Below are 19,820 nucleotides of genomic sequence, written 5' to 3' on the forward strand. Positions count from 1 at the left end.
CAACGGAGACATCATCATGAAGAAACCACTGGCCGTGCTCTGCATAGCTGCCACCGCTGCGCTGGCTCTCGCCGGGTGCAATGCCGGTGGCCAAGGAACCGCTTCCGGGGACAAGGTCACGATCAAGTACACAAACTTCATCTCCAACGGTGGAAATGAGAAGAACCTCGACACGATCGTTCAGGCCTTCGAGAAGGAGAACCCGAACATCACTGTCCAAGTCACGACGCTCCCCTACAAGGAGTACGCGACCACCCTCCAGACAGACCTCGCGGCAGGAACCCAGGCCGACACATTCGACATCGAGTACGCGAACCTGAAGTCCTATGTCGCGAACGGGACCGTCGCGCCGCTCGACGGCGTGGATGCTTCCAAGTACCGGCCCTCGCTGCTTCAGTCCTACGAGTCAGACGGCAAACAGTACGCTCTGCCGACCTCGTTCTCCGATGTGGTCCTGTACTACAACAAGGCACTCTTCGACGCAGCCCACCTTCCCTACCCGAATTCGAGCTGGACGTGGGCAGATGAGGCCGCGGCCGCACAGAAGCTCGCCAACCCTGCCGGAGGGGTCTTCGGGGACTTCCAGAACATCACGTTCTACGAGTTCTACAAGGCCGTCGCACAGGCCGGTGGCAAGTTCCTGAACGACGACGGCAAGTCAGTCGCCTTCAACTCCCCGGAGGGGGTCAAGGCGGCTCAGTGGCTCGCCGAGAAGAGCGGGACCACTATGCCGACGCCTGCTCAAGGGGCGGGGACCCCGGACTTCGATACGAAGCTCTTCAAGGACGGCAAGCTCGCGATGCTGCACAGCGGCATCTGGGTTGCAAGCAGCTTCGCGGACGCCCCGAAGGACTGGGACATCGCGGTCGAGCCAGGCGACGCGAAGAAGGCCAGCGCGATGTTCTCCAACGCGGTCGCAGTGTCGGCCGCCTCGAAGAACAAGGAGGCGGCCCAGAAGTGGGCCGGATACCTCTCGAGCTCGCAGGTGATGGCCCAGACCCGCATCAGCGCAGGGTGGGAGCTTCCCCCGACATCGGACGAGTCGGCGCTCAAGCCGTACTTGAACCAGGGCAAGCCCGCGAACCGTCAGGCTGTCTTCGACGCCCTCAACAGCGTGGTCCTGCCACCGTCGATCGGCGAGAACCAGCAGAAGATGACCGACATCATCACCAATGCCCTCGGTGAAGTCGCCGCCAAGCGCTCCAGCGCGGCCGATGCCCTCAGGTCCGCGGCCGACCAGGTCAATGCGCTCCTGAAGCAGTAGCGAGCGCCGACAGAGTCCCCTGGCAGCTGGGCGGGTCGCCAGATCCTCCGGAGGCCCGCCCCACCAGACGAAAGAACCCCATGACGGCAGAACAGGCGCGACGCGCGGTTGAGTCCACCCCGGATTCCCTCATCCGGATCCAGGAGCTCGTCGATGCGAGCATCACGCTGATCCTCCAACAGCAGTCCAGCACGGGCGCCTACCCGGCATCGCCGGGCTTCTCGGCCTACGCAGGCTACTGCTGGTTCCGCGACGGGTCCTTCATCGCCGACGCCATGTCCGCGGTCGGCCATGCAGACTCGGCCGAGGCGTTCTTCGACTGGTGCGCCCGAGTGATAGAAGAGCGTGAGCAGCAGATCAGCGGCATCGTCGAACAGGCCAAGAACGGCACCCCGGCCCCTGACACCGCCATGCTCCCCACCCGGTACACGCTCACCGGAGAGGAAGGCAGCGACGACTGGTGGGACTTCCAGCTTGACGGCTATGGGACCTGGCTGTGGGCCCTTGCCCAGCATCATGGCCGCTTCGGAACCGACCTGAGCAGATGGGGAACAGCCGTCCGTCTCAGCGTGGAGTACCTGTGCAGTTCCTGGAGTCGGCCGTGCTTCGATTGGTGGGAGGAGCACGCCGAGCACGTCCACGTCTCGACCCTTGGCTGCATCGCCGCGGGCCTGCGCGCCATCGCGGCCACCGGCATACTCCCGGAGGGTCAGGCCCTGGCCGCCCGCACCACTGCCGAGGACATCACGAGCTTCATCCAATCCCAAGGGGTCAGGGCCGGACACCTGACCAAGTGGATCGGAACCGAGGAGGTCGACGCCAGCCTCCTCGCGCTCATCGCACCCTTGGCGGTCCTGAACGCGCGAGAAAGCATCGCCGCTCTGACCGTCGATGTCATCGAGGCCCGCATCACCGTCGGTGAGGGCGCCTACCGCTACGCGGGCGACACCTACTACGGCGGCGGGCAGTGGCCTCTCCTGAGCTGCTTCCTCGGCCTCGCCCATGCAGCTGCCGGTCACGGCGAGCGTGCCCGCCAGATCCTGGACTGGGTGGTGAGCACCGCCGGCGCGGACGGCAGCATCCCCGAACAGGTCGACTGGCAGCTCTTGGCCCCTGAGTACTACGCCCAATGGGTCGAAAGATGGGGCCGTCCTGCAGACCCGCTGCTATGGAGCCACGCGATGTTCCTCCGACTCGCAGCAGAACTCCGTCTCACACCTCAACCGAGCACTCCAAGACACCGAGAGGATGGCGCATGATCCGCCACCGGCCCTACGGTTCAGGGCATCCCTACACGGACGACACCGATCAACGCAGCCCCATCCGCCCGATCGCTGGGCAGCAGGTCCGCCTTGGGGTCCGGACGTCCCCCGACATCACGGAGGTCTCCTGCGAAGTCCAGGAGATCGGTCCTGACGGCCACGCGGCGGCCTCCGCCACTCCTGCGGAGAGGGTCGCCACCGCTTCTCGTGGGCAGATTATCGACGGCGGCCACCTCGCTTCCGCTCAGGCACGCCTGGCTCGTGCGAGCAGCGGATGGCAGACGACCATCTCAGGCCTCGACGGCGAGACCGAATACCGCTACAGATTCACAGGCCTCACAGAATCAGGCGAAACCCAGAGCACGCGCTGGTTCGCCTTTCGTCCGGCGACCTGGACGAAGTCGGCCACTGCCCTGCAGGTCGAGGGCCGTAGCCGCGTCCTGGGCGACAGCGTCGAGATTCTTCATTCTGGAGGCTCGCCGGTACGTGTGCGCTTCGCCCTCCCGCTGGCGGCAGCTGAGCGCGTCACTGGCTTCGGGGAGCGCTATGACGCACTGGATCACACCGGCAGGAAGCTCGACGCTGTTGTCTTCGAGCAGTACAAGAGCCAAGGACAGCACCGCCGCACCTACCTGCCCATGCCTTTCGCGCACGTGGTCGGAGGCGAGGGATGGGGATTCCATGTGGACACCAGCCGCCGCACATGGTTCGACATCGCCGCCAGCACCCCCGAGCGGCTCATCGTCGAAGCCGACCTCGACGAAACCGCCGATCCTGAAGCGGTGCTGCTGACCGTCAGGTTCTTCGACGGATCCCCGTCCGAGGTACTGACCCAGTTCCTCGACCGCGTCGGGCGCCCCAAAGAGCTTCCGGAGTGGGTGTTCAAGCTCTGGGCCAGCGGCAACGAATGGAACACGCAAGCAGAAGTCATGCGCCAGATGGACCTCCATCGGAGAACCGACATCCCGGTCGGCGTCGTCGTCATCGAAGCGTGGAGCGATGAGTCCACCTTCACCGCGTTCCGGGACGCCCAGTACAACCCGACGGAAGACGGCTCACCGCTCAGTCTCGCCGACTTCACCTTCCCAGCAGAGGGCGCATGGCCGGACCCCAAGGGGATGGTTGACGAGCTCCACGACCGTGATGTCCGAGTCGTGCTCTGGCAGATCCCTCTGCTGAAGATGCGCCCCCACCCCAAAGGGCAAGCCCGCTTCGACGCAGACGCGGCAGTGCGTGAGGGAAGGGTCATCCTCGAGCAGGCGCCCGATGGAACCCTGCGACCATACAGGAACCGCGGCTGGTGGTTCCCCCTCGCCCTCATGCCCGACCTCACGGATGCAGAGGCTGCACGATGGTGGACCGAGAAGCGGCGCTACCTCGTCGAAGAAGTCGGCATCGACGGCTTCAAGACAGACGGTGGTGAGCACGCTTGGGGCCGCGATCTGCAATATCTCAACGGCCGGAGAGGCGACGAGGCAAACAACCTCTTCCCTGTCGCATACGCCCGCGCTTACGGTGACCTGCTCGAATCGGCCGGCAAGGCGCCCGTGACGTTCAGCAGAGCCGGATTCACAGGGTCCCAGGCACACGGTGCCTTCTGGGCCGGAGACGAGAACTCGAGCTGGGACGCCTTCAGATGGTCCCTCTACGCCGGCCTCTCTGCTGGCTCGAGCGGGATCCTCTATTGGGGCTGGGACTTCGCAGGCTTCTCCGGGGAGATCCCGACCGCCGAACTCTACCTCCGATCTGCAGAAGCCGCGGCATTCGTGCCGATCATGCAGTACCACTCAGAGTTCAACCACCACCGCAAACCTTCGCATGACAGGACTCCTTGGAACATCCAGGAGCGAACCGGAGACGATCGTGTGATCCCGATCTTCCGCGAACTGACCCATCTGCGCGAACGGCTCATCCCCTATCTGGCGCACCAAGCGAGAGCCAGCATCGAACACGGAACGCCTCTGATGAAGCCGCTCTTCTTCGACCACCCCTCGGACCCAGGGGTGTGGGAACGTCCTCTCCAATGGATGCTCGGCGAAGACCTCCTGGTCTCACCCGTCACGGAAGAAGGGGCAACCCAATGGACGACCTACCTTCCGGAGGGCGAATGGGTGGACGTGTGGTCCGGCCAGCGCCACCAGGGAAAGCTGGAGGTCACGACCCAAGCGCCGCTTGGACGCGTCCCGGTGTTCTCAAGAGAGAGCGCTTGGCCTGAGATGAAGAAGATCTTCCGGGCCGAATGAGGGACGGCGTGCTCGGAGCGCATATCCGACGCCCCGAGCACGCCTCCCGCATTTCCGGGACGACCAGACGACCAGTCATCCCGTTGTTGTCCGTCCGCCTGCACCGACCCGGATGAGAGGACCATGGAGTACAGAAAGCTCGGGCGCTCAGGCCTGTACGTGAGCGAAATCGCGTACGGCAACTGGGTCACCCACGGCGAGCAGATCGACCAGGACATGGCCACGGCATGCGTCCGGACCGCCCTCGACCTCGGTGTCACCACATTCGACACCGCCGACACCTATGCCGGCACTCGCGCGGAGACCGCTCTTGGAACGGCGCTCAGCGGCGTCCGGCGCGAGGGCGTCGAGATTCTCACCAAGGTCTACTTCCCCACCGGCGAGGGAAAGAACGACCGGGGCCTCTCCCGTAAACACATGATGGAGTCCATCAACGGCTCGCTCCGCCGCCTCCGGACCGACTATGTCGATGTTTACCAAGCGCACCGCTACGACTACGAGACGCCCCTCGAAGAGACGATGCAGGCCTTCGCCGACATCGTCCACGCAGGCAAGGCCCACTACATCGGGGTGTCGGAGTGGAAGGCTGACGAGATCCGGCGCGGCGCAGCCCTCGCAAGAGGACTCGGAATCCAGCTCGTCTCAAACCAACCGCAGTACAACATGCTCTGGCGCGTCATCGAGCCGGAGATCATGCCGGTATGCGAAGAAGTCGGACTCGGCCAGATCGTCTGGTCCCCATTGGCGCAGGGGGTCCTGACCGGAAAATACCTTCGCAATTCGCGTGGACCGGCCTCATCCAGATTCGCCGCCGATGACGGCACCCTCAAGACCGACGAACCCTATATGCGCCCTGAAGTGCTCGACCGCGTGCAAGATCTGCGCCCTCTCGCGGACGCCGCGGGCATGTCGATGGCAGCATTTGCGATTGCCTGGGTGCTACGGAGACAGAGCGTCTCTGCCGCCATCGTTGGGGCGTCCAAGCCCGAACAGCTCAGGGACAGCCTCCAAGCGGCCGGCAAGAGACTCGACCCGGCCCTTGTCGAGCAAGTCGACGCCGTACTCGGGGACTGCGTGGAACGGAGCCCCGCCAAGGTCCTGTCTTTGCCGAAGCGGATCTGACACTGGCCAGAAATAGTGATCGGAAGCAAATTCCCAGTCGGGGCGAGAATCAAGCCTTTCACCATCGGGATCGGCATCGGCGGCACCGGAATCAAGGGCGGGATCGTCAACCCCGAGCACGGGTCCGTTGAACGCGGTCCCGGTCCCGGCAGCGTTGCAGCGCCTGAGTCGGACCCAAGCCGTTGCACCACACATGGCGCACAGGAACGAAGGGTTGACAGAAAAGCCTGTCTACCTAGAGTTTGAGAGCCATGGTCTCGGAAAAGCTCGCAACGGGGGCGGACTTCTTTCCCGCGTTACCGCTGCTGCGCCCTCTGGCGTTCGCACCGTCTCGCGGCGCCTCATCCGCCCAGCACGTCTTACCCACCACTCCCCGGCGGGCGGTCAGCACCGCACGTCGGCAGAGCCACGCATCTCTCCAAGAGGCTCGGTCCGGCGCCTGGGGTATCCAGCACCGAACGCAGTGATCTCGAAGCTCTGATTAACAGGTGGCGGGCTCGCCACTGGAGGTTGGGCCCCGCTACTGGCCCAATTGACGAGCCCGCACGGCATTCATAGTGCGCGTTCGCGCGGGTGGATGGCCACATTCACTTCCTCAAGTTCGCAGGGCAGGCTCTGGCATCGCTCGTTCTGCCCGTCACCCACCAACTCGGCCTTGCGGGGCCAGCATCCTTCGTGGACGACTCGGAATGAACGTACCGGTCCACGGCGCAAGCTCGTACCTGTAGCCGCATTCCCGTCCGGACCAGATTCCAGCTCGGCGCAGCCGGTCGCGAACTGCTCTTGGCGTGGCCTATCCCGCAGGGCCCCCTACCGAGCACTGTGTTCGAGGGCCGGGAGCACGGCAGGGACGACGGCCGGAACGGGCTTGCGGTCGAGCCGTTTCTGCAGGTGCGTTGCGAGCGCGGTGAGGCTTCCGCTCACAGCCAGGTACACGAGCGTGATGACGATGTACGTCGGGATCAGCTGGTTGAGGTACGCCGTGAGCAGCTGCGCGCGGTAGAGGAGGTCTGTGTACGCGACGATGTAGCCGAGGGTTGTGTCCTTCAGAAGGCTCACGAATTGCGTCAGGAGCGACGGCGAGACGTTCCGCGCGGCCTGAGGCAGGATGATGAAGCGCATGGCCTGCCCTCGGCTGAGGCCAAGGCTCAGGGCCGCCTCCAACTGACCGGAGGGAAGGTTCGTGATTCCGGCGCGGAGGATCTCGGCGAACACCGCGGATGTGGTGAATGTGAGGGGGATCGCCATCTTCCAGAGCGTCGGCGCGTTGATGCCGAGCTGGGGAAGGCCGAACAGCATGAGGTAGATCAGCAACAGAACCGGCACCGTCCGCGCGACTTCGACGTAGAGCGAGCTGATCCAGCGGATCGGCTTGGACCGGCTCATCCGTCCGAAAGCCAGGAACAGGCCGAGGATCCCTCCGAGCACGGCCACGACCGCAGCGGACTGAAGCGTGCCGAGCAGGCCAGCCCCGAGGTAGATCCAGACGGCTCCCGAAAGGAAAGGGGCCCATTTGGCCGGGTCCAGCTGGCCGTGGGCCGCGAACTGCGCCGTCCCGGCGATCACGAGCGCGCCGAGAGCCAGCATGCTGACGGCCGAACCGATCTGCATGTTCCGTCTGGTCTTCGGACCGGGCTCGTCGTAGATCCGGACGATGCTGTTGGCCGCGCGGGCGGTGTTCCTGGTCTTCATCGGACGATCGCCAGCTTCCGTTCGAGGCGGCCCGCGAGCAGGCCGATGATGAGGGCAATGCCCATATAGACGAGGCCTCCGGTCGTGTAGAACAGGACCGGCTGCGCGTAGACCAGATTGACCTTGTTCACGTGGGCCGTCAGCTCCACGACGCCCACAACGGCTGTGAGCGATGTGTTCAAGGCGAGCGCGATCATGATGTTGCCGAGCGGCTGCACCACGGCGCGGAAGGCCTGCGGGACGATCACGAGGCGGAGCGATTGGCTGAAGGTGAGTCCGAGCGCTCGCGCCGCCTCGATCTGTCCTTGGGGCACGGTGTTGACGCCGCTACGGAGGGCCTCCGCGACGTAGGCCGATTCGTACGTCGTCAGGACGATGATTGCGGTCGGCACGATCGGCAGGATGAATCCCGCCGCCGGGAGCGCGAACACCGCAAGGATCAACAGCGCCAGCAGAGGGACGTTGATGAAGAACTGCACGTAGACGAAGGCTGCTCCCCGCAGGATGCGCAGAGGACTGATCCGCGCCACGGCCACCAGGGCGCCCACAACAATCGATCCCACTCCTGCCGCAAGCAGCATGAGCAGCGTCATGCCGAGGCCGTCGGCCAAGGATCCGAAGTCTTCGAAGAATGCGTTCATCTGGTCACTCCGCTGGCGCTGTCGGCGTGTTCGGTCAGGATCCGGGGACGGACCCGATGGACGGCGGGGTGGGCATGGGCGTGTCTCCGACCGAGCCGAGGCTGTTCTTCCAGACTTGGCCCCACAGGCCCTGCTTCTCGATTGTGGTCAGCCAAGTGTTGACGAAGCTCTTGAACGCGGCGTCGCCGTGCTTCAGGCCGATTCCGTACGGCTCGGTCGTGAACGGCCCGCCAACGACCTTGATGTCCTTGTTCTTGGATGACTGGCTCGCGAGCAGGACGTAGTCCTGGACGTAGGCGTCGCCGCGGCCCTGCGTGAGTGCCTGGACACCCTCGGGCGTGGTCGCGAACGGCATGAGCTTGGCGCTCGGCTGCTTCTGGGGCACCTCGGAGACCGACGGCGTTCCGGTCTGGACGATGACGTTCTTGCCGGCCAAGTCGTCGATCCCCTTGATGGCCGTGTTGTCGGACTTGACCGCAACGGCGAGCCCCGACATGAAGTACGGACCAGCGAAGGCGATCTGCTCGGCGCGCTTTGTGGTAATGGTGTACGTCGAGAAGACCACGTCCACCGTGCCGTTCGACAGGAGTGCCTCTCGGCTCTCGGAGGCGGAAGGGACCCACTCGACGGTCGGTTTGCCGAGGATGTAGATCGCCAGGAGCTTCGCGAGGTCGGCATCGAAGCCGTTGACGTTCTGCGGGTTGGCGGGGTCCTGCTGCGACACGAGCGGGGCATCGAGCGCGGTCGCGACCACGAGCTTTCCCCGCTTCTTGATGGTGTCCATCGTCGAGCCGGAGACGATGAGGCTCGGATCAGCAACGGGTGCGCTCTTGAAGACCGCATCGTTCGCCGCGTTCGACGTCGACGAAGCACCGGGCAGGGCCACGGAGTCGGCCGAGCAGGCAGTCAGGGCGGCGGAGAGTCCGGTCACGACGGCAACGGCGAGAACCGACCGACGGGTGAGGGGGGTGGTGAACATGGTCACCTTTCGGGTTGGGCGGGAAGAGGATGTAAACAGGGGGATGAACGGCTAGTGCGTGAGGACCGACGCGAGGAAGGATCGCGCGCGGTCCGTCTGTGGGGCATCGAAGAAGGTCTCAGGCGCTCCCTCTTCGACGATCTGGCCGTGGTCCATGAAGACCACGCGGTCTGCGGCGCGGCGCGCGAAGCCCATCTCGTGGGTGACGACCACCATGGTCATCCCCTCGGCGGCGAGGCTGGTCATCACGCCGAGCACTTCATTGACCATTTCCGGGTCGAGCGCGGAAGTGGGCTCGTCGAAGAGCATGACCTTCGGGTGCATGGCTAGGGCACGGGCGATGGCCGCCCGCTGCTGCTGCCCGCCCGAGAGCTCGGCCGGACGGCTGTGCGCCTTGTTGGCGATGCCGACGCGCTCCAGGAGCTGCATGGCCTCCTCCTCGGCCTGCTTCCGCTCGATCCCGCGGACCTTCGTGGGCGCAAGCGTGAGGTTGTCGAGAATGGTCCGATGGGCGAACAGGTTGAAGGACTGGAAGACCATGCCGACGTCGGCACGGAGCTTCGCGAGCTCGTTCCCCTCCGCAGGCACTTCCTGGCCGTCGATGCGGATCTCTCCCGAGTGGATGGGCTCGAGGCGATTGATGGTCCGGCACAGCGTGGACTTCCCGGAGCCCGAGGGTCCGACGACCACGATGACTTCCCCCGGAAGCACCGTGAGGTTGATGTCGCGGAGTACGTGCAGCTCTCCGAAATGCTTGTTGACCGAGCGCAGCGAGACGCGAGGGATGGTCATGATGCCTCCTGGGAAGGGGATGCGGGCTCCTCCGGTTCCGGATGCGGAGTGCGCTCGAGGTAGGAACGGTCCTCCCAGAGCTTCATTCGGTCGATCCCCCTCTGGCCCGCAGCGCGAAGGACCGCTTCCACTAGCACTTCGACGAGGACCATGAGGGCTGCAAACGAATCGAATGGAATCCCGCCGACGGGGACCGCGAGCACCACGTCGGCCTTGTCGGCGATGGGTGAAAGCTCTTCGTCCGTGATCACCACGAGTGACGCGCCCTCGCGTTTGGCCAGGGCAGCGACCTGGGCGGCTTGGAGCTGGTAGCGCCGCAGGTCGAAGAGCACCACCACGGTATTCCGCCTTGCTCCGTAGAACTTGCCGACGTTGTAGCCCAAGGGGTCCGGGAGGAAGTCGACGTTGGGGATGATCTGGTCGAGCTGCCGCGCGAGGATCTCCGCCAGGAAGCGCGAGTAGTAGCCGCCCGAGATGAGGACGGCCTTGGGCTCGCTCGCGAGGAGCTGCGCGGCCCGCTCGATTTCAGAGCCCGACACGGTTGAACCGAGCCGGTCGATGAGGTCGCGACGTTCCGCGAGGGAACGGCCGACGTCGGTGCGCTCTTCGCGGGGCACCTCGCTTTCCGCGCGGTGCACCGGGGCCTTCAGATCGTGCATGATCTCGTCGCGGAGGTGCTTCTGGAAGTCCGCGTAGCTGCCGAGGCCAAGCCTGGCGACGAGACGGAGCACGGTCGGCGCACTGGTCCCGGCGGCCCTCGCGAGCTGCCCGGCGCTCCCGAGCCCGCTGCTCGGGTAGTCGGCGAGCAGGGCGCGCGCGACTTTCCGCTCGGAAGGAGACAGCTCCTCCATGCGGTCGAAGATCTCCTTCTTGATCCGGATCATGGTGGCCTCAGGTGAGCGTGACGATCGCGCCGTCGCGCTCGTACGCGGCGAACATCGAGGTTGAGTTGTGGGCTACGACGACGGCGCCGTCGGCACCGACGGCGATCACGCCGCCGTCGGCCGCGCGCGGGTCCAGCTCGTCGACGATGGTGCCGCGGACAGCCTCGGCCAGCGATGCGCCGCCGTATCGGAGGCGGGCGTATATCTCGTGTGAGATGACGCCTTCCATGAATGCCTCCCCGATGCCGGTGCAGGAGACGGCTACGATGCCGTCGCGGGCATAGTTGCCGGCCCCGATGATCGGGGTGTCGCCGATGCGGCCCTCGTGCTGGCCCACGATCCCGCCGGTCGAGGTCGCCGCGGCGAGGTGCCCGGCCGTGTCGCGCGCCACGGCGCCCACGGTTCCGTGGCAGGTCGGCTCGAGCCGCCCGGCGAGCACGGTTTCAAGTTGGCGCCGTCGCGCGTCTGTGACGAAGTATTCTGCGTCGACGACCTGAAGGCCCCACTCCGCGATGAGCTCGGGCGAGGGCGCCACGAGCAGGACGTGAGGGGTGTTCTCCATGACCTGTCGCGCCGCGAAGATGGGATTCTTGGCTCGGCGAACGGCGGCGACGGCGCCCGCCCTGCCGGTTCCGGACATGATCGACGCATCAAGCTCGGCCTCGCCCTGGGCATTCAGAGCGGCCCCGCGCCCGGCGTTGAACAGCGGCGAATCCTCGAGCTGCTCAACCGCCGCGCAGACGGCGTCCAACGCCGAGCCCTGCGCGTCGAGGACGGCGCGCCCCGCACGGTACGCGAGTTCGAGTCCCGCCGCATACTCCCTGTGCTCGTCAGGGGTGAGCTCGGCAGTGCGTCCGCCCGCTCCCCCGTGCAGAACAAGTGCTGTTCCGTTGGCAGAGGGAGTGATGTCGATGACATGCATGTGTTCATGGCCTCTCGCGTTGTGATGCGTCTCACGCTAGACGCAATCATTACGAGAAGCAAGGAACTTTCGACTTTTCGTAACGAATGCTTCGGCAGGAGGGGCGCGTCCCGCCCTTGCATGCAATCGGCCTCAGCATGGGGCGCGATTCATCTGGGGTCCATGTGCGGTTCACCAGGTCCGTCTAGCCTCTGAAGCTCATCGTGGCCAAACCCATCGGAAGGTCCAATTCCCCATGAGCGCAATCCGAGCTCGCACCCTCCTCGCCGCCGGCATCGCCATCCTGATCGCCGGCTCCGCAGGGACCGTAGTCGCAGCCCAGGCAGCTCCCCCAGCCCCTGCCGCCGACCACCACGAGGTCAGCACGACCCTCGCCGACGACTTCGGCGCCGTCGACCGCAACACCAACTGGCAGCTCACGAGCAAGCTCAAGCTGAACTACCCCACCTACCACACCGAGGGCCTCGCCTTCACCGCCGACCACATCTTCCTCTCGGCGGTGCAGATCATCGAGCCGACCCAGAAGTACCCGACGCCGCAGGGCGGCTACGACCGCACCCCAGGCAAGGGCATCGGGCACCTCTTCGTCATGGACAAGGCCGGGAACCTCCAGAAGGACATCACCCTCGGCGAGGGCGACATGTACCACCCCGGCGGGATCGACTTCGACGGCACCAACGTCTGGGTCCCCGTCGCCCAGTACCGGCCCAACAGCAGCGCCATCATCTACCGCGTCGACGCGAACACCCTCGACGTGAACAAGCAGTTCGAGGTCGCCGACCACTTCGGCGGCATCGTCATGGACAAGCAGACCGGCCACCTCGTCGGCAACACCTGGGGATCGCGCCGCTTCGCCGAATGGGACCTCCAGGGCAAGCAGCTGGCCAGCTGGGAGAACCCCAACTACTTCATCGACTACCAGGACTGCCAGTACGTGCCCAACTCCAAGATGCTCTGCGGCGGCGTCACCAACCTGCCCCAAACCCCGGCCGCCGGCGGCGCAAACAGCACCTACGAGCTTGGCGGAATGGCGATGATCGACCTCAACAGCCACGAGGTCACCCGCGACGTGCCCTTCCAGAAATGGTCCACCGCCGGGCACGTCGCCACCCGCAACCCCTTCAAGATGACAGCTGACGGCGACCACCTCACCCTGAAGGTCGCCCCCGACAACGGTGACGAGGGCAACGGCACCGAGATCCTCACCTACGAGGCCACGGTCGCGCTGCCGACGCACTGAGCGTGCCACCCGCGCCGGTCGAGAAGGAAGGTACTCTCGATCCTCTTTCTGGATGGGCGCATTCCGCCGGGCCGTAGTGCCCTAGCCCAAGCCGTTCTTGGGGATGACTCTGGAGGGGTTGAGGGGGCCAAACAAGACCAGTACTGCGAGGCCAGGCACAGCGCCGCGCAGCGGATCCGAGGAGTGAAAGATGTCCGAGATGCTCAACGAGCAGAAGATGCTCCGGCGCTTGGGGGCGGTGCTGGTGATACGCGGGATCCTCGCGGTGCTATTCGGGGTCCTGGTGATCGTCTGGCCAGCCGTGACGGTCCTGGCGATCGTGTTCCTCTTCGGCTTCTACGCCCTCGTGGATGGCGGGGCGAATCTCTACGACTACTTCTCCCACCGGCCCCGCCCCTCGGGGTGGACTCTGGCCGGGGGGATCGTCTCCGTCCTGGCCGGCATCGTCGCGTTCGCTTGGCCTGGGATCACGGCGCTGTGGCTTGCCCTCCTGATCGGTGCTTGGGCGTTCGTCCTGGGCGTCACGCAGATCGCCGTCTCCGTCCAGGCGAGGAAGGCGATCAGGTCCTGGTGGGCGTGGCTGGCAGCCGGCATCGCGCTGGCGCTCTTCGGCCTCTACGTCTTCTTCTTCCCGGGCGCAGGCATCCTCGGGCTGCTGGGGGTGGTCGCAGCGTTCTCCTTCGCGACCGGGATCCTGCTGCTCGCATCCGGCTTCCAGCTGCTGCGCGTTTCCGGCTGGGCCCAGGGCCGCAGGCCAGGGTCCGGGAGCGCCGCCTTCGGCGGCGGCGCCGGAGCCTGAGCCCAGCTCCCCCCGAGTTCACATCTCGGAGAGGGCTTCGGGCTCGGGGACTCGCCACGCCAGACCGGGCTCCGATGAGCTCCTTCGTTTCCCTATCCAGCTCTGGTCATGCCGAGCCAAGGTAGTTGGAGGATGCGTGGACAAGGACGCAGCACCGCTCCGCGTTCCGCCGTTTGAGGGTCAGCTCGCGGGTCGGATGGAGGCTGGGCCGATGTTCGTCCCGGTCTGGGCGCGAGCTTGGTTCGTGCGAGTGCCGGGCCGGGAGCTATTGCGGTGGACGCGCCGGCTCCCGGCGCATGCCAAGGCGGGCGGTGCCCCACGGTGATACTCCGGACCAAGTCCGACGCCAATGGGAGCGGAGCCCTCGCGCTGGCCCTCGCCCTCGTGGGCGGCGCGGCCGCGCGCGTAATCGGCCGCTTGCGGCGATGGGTGTCACCCGGCCACCCCGTTGCCCCGGCAGCCCATGGGGTGTTGATCGTGAACCCCCGCAGCGGCGACGGCAAGGCGGAGCGCGCCGGCCTGGTCCGGGAATGCCGGGCGCGCGGCATCGAGGCTCTCCTCCTAGAACCCGGACAGGACCTGACCAAGATGGCGGAGGCCGCAGTGGCAAGCGGCGCGGACGTGATCGGCATGGCCGGCGGGGACGGCTCACTCGGGCTGGTCGCCGATGTGGCCGCCCGGCACGGTCTGGCCATGGTCGTCGTGCCCGCCGGCACCCGAAACCACTTGGCCATGGACCTCGGCCTCGACCGCGGCGACGTGCTCGGGGCGCTGGATGCGTTCGGAGAGGCGGTGGAGCGGTCCATCGATCTGGGGGAGGTCAACGGGCGGGTGTTCGTGAACAACGTCTCGCTCGGGCTGTACGCGCAGATCATCCGCTCGCCCGAATACCGAACCGCCAAGGCCGACACCACTCTGAGCATGCTCCCTGGCCTGCTCGGGCCCGGGAGCCGGCCCTTCGACCTGCGATTCGCCGGGCCGGGGGGCGAGCTGCACAACGGCGCCCACGTCGTCCAGATCTCGAACAACCCCTACGGCCGCACCCCGGCCACGCTCATCAGGCGGCCGCGACTCGACGGCGGCCGCCTCGGGGTGATCGCCCTCAGGCTCCCTGAGGATCCGGCGGCAGCTCGGCGGCTGGTGATCGATGCGGCCGGGCACCCTGAGAGGATCCCCGGCTCCCTTGCCTGGGAGACGACGGTGTTCGAGGTGGATTCGGGTCGGCCGATCGAGGCGGGTATCGACGGCGAGGCGCTCGACCTGGCGGCCCCACTGCGGTTCGCCATCCGGCCGGGCGCGCTGCGGATTCGCCTTCCCGCGAGAGCGGTCCGGATCTCGCCGGTCGCCCGCGCGCTCCAGAACCTGCGGAACCTGCTGCGTAAGGGGCCCGGCCGCAGGAAGCTACCGTGGCCGTGCGTGGGGATCAGGGGTACGGAATCCGACAGGATCTTCGACGGATGAACCAGAAATCCTGCCCGGAGCCTTCTTCGAATGAGAGGTTTCAGGAGCCATTGCCCGGCAACGGCCGGCCGCTGGGAGACTGCGTGAAGAGCTCGGCGAGCACGAGCGCGGCTTGGGTCTCGGCCGAGCGTTCGGCCACGCCGTGGCCGAGGAGGCCCTGAATCCGCTCGAGCCGGTTGATGAGCGTGTTCCGATGCAGGAAGAGGCGTTCGGCTGCCGGGGCGATGCGCATCCGGGTGTCGAAGAATGTCCGGAGCGTGGCGCGCATGTCGGCCATTTCGGGGTTGTCACCACCGAGTTCGCGGAGTTCATGCTGCACGAACCAGCCCGCGCGTTCCTCGTCCTGGCTGAGGACGATGGCCAAAGCAGCGTCGCTGTAGGAAATCACCCCGTTACGACCCAGACAGGACGCCAGTCTCAGGGCGTCCGAAGCTTCCAGGAAGGTCCTCCTGAATCCCGCGGCTCCGGGGTGGGGTTCGCCGATGCCAACGAGCAGTGCGGCCCGCACGGTCAGGTCTTCCGCCCGCGGTGTCCGCGGCATGCGGTCGCTGGTCACCCAAAGGTGCACCGTCCCCGTGCTCGATTCGTAACGCACCGTTCGTTCGCTGCCCACCGTTCGGGCGAATGACTGCACTATTGCTTCAAGAGCCCGCCGGTCGGCCAGTGCGCCGGGAAGTGTTCCGATGGCACAGCCCACGTGCCAGCAGTTCAGGGGGACGCGCAATGATCGTGTCGCCGATTCGACATCAAGGGGCTCGGCCGCCATCAGCGATTCGATGGTGCTCCGGAAGCGGAATTGCTCGGCAAGATCGACCCGCCGCCGCTCTTCGACGATCGCATCCGTGGCTGCTCCGATCCACGCATCCATCGTTCCGGCCACCGATGTCGCCAGAGCCGGGACGACGCCGACTCCCTCCGGCCCCAGGCGAAGAGCGGCCCCGATCAAGAGCGAGAGCCACTCACGCTGCATCACCCGCAACGCCGTGGTGACGGTGGAGAAGGGGATGTCGCGCGCAACGATGTCCTCGGCCAGTTCACGATCGATCGCCTCCGCGGCGGCTGGCAGCCCGTCCCCACCGGCTAGCTGCAGCAGGGTCGAGGTGAGGGCGTGATGGGCGAACATCCGGATGAGCGGCCACGGAGCGAGCGCATCGTGAACCCGCAGCTGCAAGGCCGCGATCGACTGCTCCGCCGCCCCTGAGACCCACCGCACTGCCGCGTCTCCCAGAACGCGACGGAGGTGCTCGGCCTCCTCCGTCCCCCGCGAAGGAGCCAGGACGGGGCCGGCCTCCCAATCGAGAGCCAACAGGACCTTCTGCATCGAATCCGCAGTCGACACGGGGCCAGCGTAACCCTGCAGGGCAGAGTGCACACCGTCTCGACAAGGGTGGCCACAGAACGCACGATGACCGGCTCGCCGATCCACGAGAGCCTTGAGATGTCGCGGAAAATCCGCGCAGGACCGTAGAGAAAGTCAACGTGATCTGGAGGTCACACATGTCCGAACACAACGTCATCACCGTCTCGTTCGAAGACCGGAGCAACGCGTACCAGGCCCTTAGCGAACTCAAGGGCGCCGGGCTGGAAGGACGCGTGGAGGTCCTGGCAGCGAGCATCGTCACCCGCGACCGGCACGGCCGCCTCGACGTCCCCGAGGGAAGCGACATCGTCAGCGGTGCCGCAACGTGGGGAGGTGGCCTGATCGGGCTCATGATTGGCGTCATCGGCGGCCCCATCGGGATGCTGTTCGGCTGGACCGGTGGCCTGCTGGTCGGGGGCGCCTTCGACATCCGCCGTGAGGAGCGCTCCGAGAGCGTGCTCGGGGAAATCAGCCGTCACATTCCCGAGGACGGCACAGCCATGGTCGCCGAGGTCAACGAGTACGCCCTCGAGGTGGTCGACAAACTGATGACAGATCTGGGCGGATCAGTGTACCGGCGTCCCGCAGCGGAAGTGCGCGCGGAACTCGAAATGGCAGAGGACGCGTACCGCAAGGCGCAGAAGGAAGCCGACCGCGCCGCACGCGAACGCAGGAAGGCCGAGCGGCGCCAACGCGTCGAGGAGCGCTTGGCGGCCGTGAGGGAGAAGCTCGACATTCCCTGAGTCGCCAAGACGATCGGGACACCGCGCGTTCCGTCGCGCGGCGCCCCGATCCCCGCGACTTCCCCAACGGCGGTCGGTTCTCGAAACCACATCTGGAAAGGAACGGGAATCCATGGAGGCCGAAAAGATTGGCCAGCGCAAATCCGCGAACTCCCCATTCCCACTCACGAGCGCGAATTCCGGACCGGAGCGGATGACGCAACACGTCCGTGAGGCGCTGTATGCATCCATCACCGGAGTTGCCACCCTGATGGGAATGCTCCCCTCGCCCGGGGCATTCACCGGGCTAGCCGCCGCAAGCACTCTCCTGGGCACTATGGGAGGACTCTGCGCCGCAAGCCTCGTCGCCGACACCATCTCACACGCCAGCAGGCACGGAGGCGCGACGCAGCACAGCACCATGCGTCGCATCCTCCGGGCATCGATGCGCACGCTGGAGATCACACTCGCGCCCACCGTCCTTCTCTTGCTCAGCGACACCGGCATCTGGAACCTAAGGACCGCGCTCACTCTCGGGATCGCCGCTCTGACGATCACTCAGCTCGTGCTCGTTCTCTGGGGCCTACGCGGAAGCGCCACGACAAGGCGCCAGAAGGCGGGCTACCTCCTGCTGCAGTTGACCGCCATCGCCGGCGTCGTCGTGCTGAAAGTCATCGCCCATTAGCCCCCAGCACTCGACAGCAGGCATGAGCGCGGACCCCGAAAGGTAAACCCGCGGGAAGAGCCCGCACCACACCTCGGAGAAGAGCTATGACCAGTGCTACCAGCACCGCCACCGTGAGACATCCCGTCCACCACGCGCGCCCAAGCGTGCTTCTGAGGAGGGCCGACCTCGCTGCGCTGCACCCGACAGTGCTCGCCGAGGCACAGCACCGCGCTGCCAGCCTCCAGCTGCGCATAGCCGATGCCATAACCGCCTTCGCGGGCTCAATGGGGTTCGTGTATCTCCACATCGTGCTGTTCGCCGCATGGATGCTGTGGTTCGAGTCCCCACCCTGGCCGACCTTGACCCTCATGGTCTCCCTGGAGGCAATCTTCCTTTCGACATTCGTGATGATCGGACAGAACCGGCAGGCAGCCTTCCAGCAGGCCAAGGCCGACCATGACTATCAGGAACAGGAGACACTCCTCAAAGAGAACACCGAGCTCACCCGGCTGATCCACATCCTCTCGGAGGAAATCCACGCCCGCGTATTCGCGGAGGTGCAGGCAAATCAACCGCCCGCCAACGGAGAGACCACAGCTGATAACTAACAGCGCTATCATGCTCCCCCTCTTTGAGGGGTACCCGGGCTGCGTTGGTCATGAAACCCGTCTCCTGACCCGCGAAGCAGCTTATTCGGAGGGGCGAGGCCGCCTCGACGCTGGCGACCAGGCTGCCGCAACCGCCAGATCGATGGCGTACGAGCCTTCCGGCCCTTCCACGGCGCCCTGCCGCTCGAACTCCGTCAACGACGCGGCCTGGTCGGGGTCGACGAGGCTCAGCTGGGTGGAGGCCTCGTGCTCTTGCGCCTCTTGCGACAGCCGGACCGCCTGGACCTCTGCCAGCCGTTCGCCGTCGTCGCGGAATACCGTGCCGCGGGCGAACCGTCCTCCCTCCGGCTCGAGGATCAGATAGGCGGCATCGGGGTGCTCGGGGAGCAGCAGCCGGGCCAGCAGGGAAACCCTCGACTTCACGAGGGTCGCGGGCATCTGTTCGAGCGTCTGCTCAAAAAAGATCTCGAAGCTCTTGATCGTTTCCCTGAGCTGGTCGTCGTCGAGGCGTCCCGGCTTGACCTCCAGCTCCGGGAAGCCGTGCTCGCGGGTCCACACCCACTCGGTGCCTTCGATCCCTGCCCAGTCGTATGTGTTGGTGTTCTGCTGCTTGACGATCGGCCAGCCCAGCTCGTGGAGCAGCTTCTCGGCCCAGAAGCGGATGGCGTTCACCGTCGCCCACGGCAGGCTGTAGGCCCATTGGGGCGCATCCCCGCCTGTCTGGTACATGTAGCTGTTGGCGGCCTGGTAGATCTGCACGAGATGGCGTGGCTTCAGAGGACCCTCGAGGATTTCAGCCACCGGTTGGAACGTGTACTCCGGCCGCTCGGTCTCCTCGCCATAGTTCTCATCGACCACGGTGTAGTTGAGCTCGAAGAGTGCCGTCGCGACAGCCGAGGTCGGGGTCTCGTCGTCGAAGTCGAAGAAGCCGTCGTGCATCCTCCCGTTGCGGATCCGACGTGCCGCGGTGGCAAGAAGGTCGATCAGGTCAGTGCTCACAATCCATCTGCTCATGAAGTCCCCCTGTTCCCCACGAGCCGGCGCGGCTCGAATGGCGGCAGCCTATCCGCGTTGCGCCCCTGCAGCTAGATCACTCCCTACTGTCGAACAGGGCATCCACTCGGGCCGAGCGGATAGCAGCCCGTGCGACGAGCTCGTACTC

18 protein-coding genes are annotated in these 19,820 nt (G+C 65.9%); 10 read left to right on the forward strand and 8 right to left on the reverse strand.

Going from position 1 to position 19,820, the window contains the following annotated elements:
* Window positions 1-16 precede the first annotated feature (16 nt).
* The 4 genes from E5679_RS15580 (at window position 17) to E5679_RS15595 (ending at window position 5,891) form a co-directional block, all read left to right on the forward strand.
* Window positions 17-1,264, forward strand: a complete 1,248-nt coding sequence (locus E5679_RS15580) for an ABC transporter substrate-binding protein (RefSeq protein WP_138417497.1) — start codon at window positions 17-19, stop codon at window positions 1,262-1,264.
* Window positions 1,265-1,344: 80 nt separating this feature from the next.
* Complete coding sequence (locus E5679_RS15585) at window positions 1,345-2,523, forward strand: glycoside hydrolase family 15 protein (protein ID WP_138417499.1); 1,179 nt, start codon at window positions 1,345-1,347, stop codon at window positions 2,521-2,523.
* Entirely contained in the window at window positions 2,520-4,769 is a 2,250-nt protein-coding gene (locus tag E5679_RS15590) for a glycoside hydrolase family 31 protein (RefSeq protein WP_138417501.1), read from the forward strand. Before E5679_RS15585 ends, E5679_RS15590 begins: the two co-directional genes overlap by 4 nt.
* 123 nt (window positions 4,770-4,892) lie before the next feature.
* The gene (locus E5679_RS15595) at window positions 4,893-5,891 is read left to right on the forward strand and encodes an aldo/keto reductase family protein (RefSeq protein WP_138417503.1); all 999 of its coding nucleotides are present in this window, start codon (window positions 4,893-4,895) and stop codon (window positions 5,889-5,891) included.
* A gap of 810 nt (window positions 5,892-6,701) precedes the next feature.
* On the opposite strand, the gene E5679_RS15600 is transcribed toward E5679_RS15595, so the two are convergent.
* Genes E5679_RS15600 through E5679_RS15625 form a run of 6 tightly spaced genes read right to left on the reverse strand, consistent with a single transcriptional unit; the run spans window position 6,702 to window position 11,801 of the window.
* On the reverse strand, window positions 6,702-7,583 hold the full coding sequence (locus E5679_RS15600) for an amino acid ABC transporter permease (protein WP_138417505.1): 882 nt from the start codon (window positions 7,581-7,583) through the stop codon (window positions 6,702-6,704).
* The gene (locus E5679_RS15605) at window positions 7,580-8,224 is read right to left on the reverse strand and encodes an amino acid ABC transporter permease (RefSeq protein WP_138417507.1); all 645 of its coding nucleotides are present in this window, start codon (window positions 8,222-8,224) and stop codon (window positions 7,580-7,582) included. Before E5679_RS15605 ends, E5679_RS15600 begins: the two co-directional genes overlap by 4 nt.
* A 34-nt stretch (window positions 8,225-8,258) precedes the next feature.
* The gene (locus E5679_RS15610; protein WP_138417510.1) at window positions 8,259-9,203 is read right to left on the reverse strand and encodes a glutamate ABC transporter substrate-binding protein; all 945 of its coding nucleotides are present in this window, start codon (window positions 9,201-9,203) and stop codon (window positions 8,259-8,261) included.
* Between the two features lie 51 nt (window positions 9,204-9,254).
* Window positions 9,255-9,995, reverse strand: coding sequence for an amino acid ABC transporter ATP-binding protein (locus tag E5679_RS15615; RefSeq protein ID WP_138417512.1), 741 nt, complete (start codon window positions 9,993-9,995; stop codon window positions 9,255-9,257).
* A complete protein-coding gene (locus E5679_RS15620) occupies window positions 9,992-10,879 on the reverse strand; it encodes a MurR/RpiR family transcriptional regulator (RefSeq protein ID WP_138417514.1) in 888 nt (295 codons plus the stop codon). The genes E5679_RS15615 and E5679_RS15620 overlap by 4 nt, the downstream gene beginning before the upstream one ends.
* A gap of 7 nt (window positions 10,880-10,886) precedes the next feature.
* Window positions 10,887-11,801, reverse strand: a complete 915-nt coding sequence (locus tag E5679_RS15625) for an isoaspartyl peptidase/L-asparaginase family protein (protein ID WP_138417516.1) — start codon at window positions 11,799-11,801, stop codon at window positions 10,887-10,889.
* A gap of 235 nt (window positions 11,802-12,036) precedes the next feature.
* Here E5679_RS15625 and E5679_RS15630 point away from each other — a divergent pair, with 235 nt between their 5' ends.
* The 3 genes from E5679_RS15630 to E5679_RS15640 all read left to right on the forward strand — a co-directional run bounded on the left by E5679_RS15630 (window position 12,037) and on the right by E5679_RS15640 (window position 15,301).
* On the forward strand, window positions 12,037-13,041 hold the full coding sequence (locus E5679_RS15630) for a DUF6454 family protein (RefSeq protein WP_138417518.1): 1,005 nt from the start codon (window positions 12,037-12,039) through the stop codon (window positions 13,039-13,041).
* A 190-nt stretch (window positions 13,042-13,231) separates the two neighbouring features.
* Window positions 13,232-13,840, forward strand: coding sequence for an HdeD family acid-resistance protein (locus tag E5679_RS15635; RefSeq protein WP_138417520.1), 609 nt, complete (start codon window positions 13,232-13,234; stop codon window positions 13,838-13,840).
* 321 nt (window positions 13,841-14,161) lie between these two features.
* Window positions 14,162-15,301: a diacylglycerol/lipid kinase family protein gene (locus E5679_RS15640; RefSeq protein ID WP_171042412.1), complete on the forward strand. Its 1,140-nt coding sequence runs from the start codon at window positions 14,162-14,164 to the stop codon at window positions 15,299-15,301.
* Window positions 15,302-15,341: 40 nt separating this feature from the next.
* On the opposite strand, the gene E5679_RS15645 is transcribed toward E5679_RS15640, so the two are convergent.
* A complete protein-coding gene (locus E5679_RS15645) occupies window positions 15,342-16,640 on the reverse strand; it encodes a PucR family transcriptional regulator (protein ID WP_138417533.1) in 1,299 nt (432 codons plus the stop codon).
* A 158-nt stretch (window positions 16,641-16,798) separates the two neighbouring features.
* Here E5679_RS15645 and E5679_RS15650 point away from each other — a divergent pair, with 158 nt between their 5' ends.
* The 3 genes from E5679_RS15650 (at window position 16,799) to E5679_RS15660 (ending at window position 18,658) form a co-directional block, all read left to right on the forward strand.
* On the forward strand, window positions 16,799-17,404 hold the full coding sequence (locus tag E5679_RS15650) for a DUF1269 domain-containing protein (RefSeq protein WP_138417535.1): 606 nt from the start codon (window positions 16,799-16,801) through the stop codon (window positions 17,402-17,404).
* A gap of 193 nt (window positions 17,405-17,597) precedes the next feature.
* Window positions 17,598-18,068: a hypothetical protein gene (locus E5679_RS15655; protein ID WP_138417537.1), complete on the forward strand. Its 471-nt coding sequence runs from the start codon at window positions 17,598-17,600 to the stop codon at window positions 18,066-18,068.
* A gap of 86 nt (window positions 18,069-18,154) precedes the next feature.
* Window positions 18,155-18,658: a DUF1003 domain-containing protein gene (locus tag E5679_RS15660; RefSeq protein ID WP_138417539.1), complete on the forward strand. Its 504-nt coding sequence runs from the start codon at window positions 18,155-18,157 to the stop codon at window positions 18,656-18,658.
* A gap of 81 nt (window positions 18,659-18,739) precedes the next feature.
* On the opposite strand, the gene E5679_RS15665 is transcribed toward E5679_RS15660, so the two are convergent.
* Window positions 18,740-19,672, reverse strand: a complete 933-nt coding sequence (locus E5679_RS15665) for a hypothetical protein (protein WP_138417541.1) — start codon at window positions 19,670-19,672, stop codon at window positions 18,740-18,742.
* Window positions 19,673-19,820: the final 148 nt, after the last annotated feature.

The sequence above is a fragment of the Sinomonas gamaensis genome (assembly GCF_005876955.1).
GTDB classification, from domain to species: domain Bacteria; phylum Actinomycetota; class Actinomycetes; order Actinomycetales; family Micrococcaceae; genus Sinomonas; species Sinomonas gamaensis.

Excerpts from the sequence above, each read along its gene's own strand:
- E5679_RS15635 (WP_138417520.1), top strand. The coding sequence starts at position 13,232 with ATGTCCGAGATGCTCAACGAGCAGAAGATGCTCCGGCGCTTGGGGGCG.
- E5679_RS15600 (WP_138417505.1), bottom strand. The coding sequence starts at position 7,583 with ATGAAGACCAGGAACACCGCCCGCGCGGCCAACAGCATCGTCCGGATC.
- E5679_RS15585 (WP_138417499.1), top strand. The coding sequence starts at position 1,345 with ATGACGGCAGAACAGGCGCGACGCGCGGTTGAGTCCACCCCGGATTCC.
- E5679_RS15605 (WP_138417507.1), bottom strand. The coding sequence starts at position 8,224 with ATGAACGCATTCTTCGAAGACTTCGGATCCTTGGCCGACGGCCTCGGC.
- E5679_RS15650 (WP_138417535.1), top strand. The coding sequence starts at position 16,799 with ATGTCCGAACACAACGTCATCACCGTCTCGTTCGAAGACCGGAGCAAC.
- E5679_RS15655 (WP_138417537.1), top strand. The coding sequence starts at position 17,598 with ATGACGCAACACGTCCGTGAGGCGCTGTATGCATCCATCACCGGAGTT.
- E5679_RS15665 (WP_138417541.1), bottom strand. The coding sequence starts at position 19,672 with ATGAGCAGATGGATTGTGAGCACTGACCTGATCGACCTTCTTGCCACC.
- E5679_RS15630 (WP_138417518.1), top strand. The coding sequence starts at position 12,037 with ATGAGCGCAATCCGAGCTCGCACCCTCCTCGCCGCCGGCATCGCCATC.
- E5679_RS15610 (WP_138417510.1), bottom strand. The coding sequence starts at position 9,203 with ATGTTCACCACCCCCCTCACCCGTCGGTCGGTTCTCGCCGTTGCCGTC.
- E5679_RS15620 (WP_138417514.1), bottom strand. The coding sequence starts at position 10,879 with ATGATCCGGATCAAGAAGGAGATCTTCGACCGCATGGAGGAGCTGTCT.
- E5679_RS15615 (WP_138417512.1), bottom strand. The coding sequence starts at position 9,995 with ATGACCATCCCTCGCGTCTCGCTGCGCTCGGTCAACAAGCATTTCGGA.
- E5679_RS15590 (WP_138417501.1), top strand. The coding sequence starts at position 2,520 with ATGATCCGCCACCGGCCCTACGGTTCAGGGCATCCCTACACGGACGAC.
- E5679_RS15660 (WP_138417539.1), top strand. The coding sequence starts at position 18,155 with ATGACCAGTGCTACCAGCACCGCCACCGTGAGACATCCCGTCCACCAC.
- E5679_RS15580 (WP_138417497.1), top strand. The coding sequence starts at position 17 with ATGAAGAAACCACTGGCCGTGCTCTGCATAGCTGCCACCGCTGCGCTG.
- E5679_RS15625 (WP_138417516.1), bottom strand. The coding sequence starts at position 11,801 with ATGCATGTCATCGACATCACTCCCTCTGCCAACGGAACAGCACTTGTT.
- E5679_RS15595 (WP_138417503.1), top strand. The coding sequence starts at position 4,893 with ATGGAGTACAGAAAGCTCGGGCGCTCAGGCCTGTACGTGAGCGAAATC.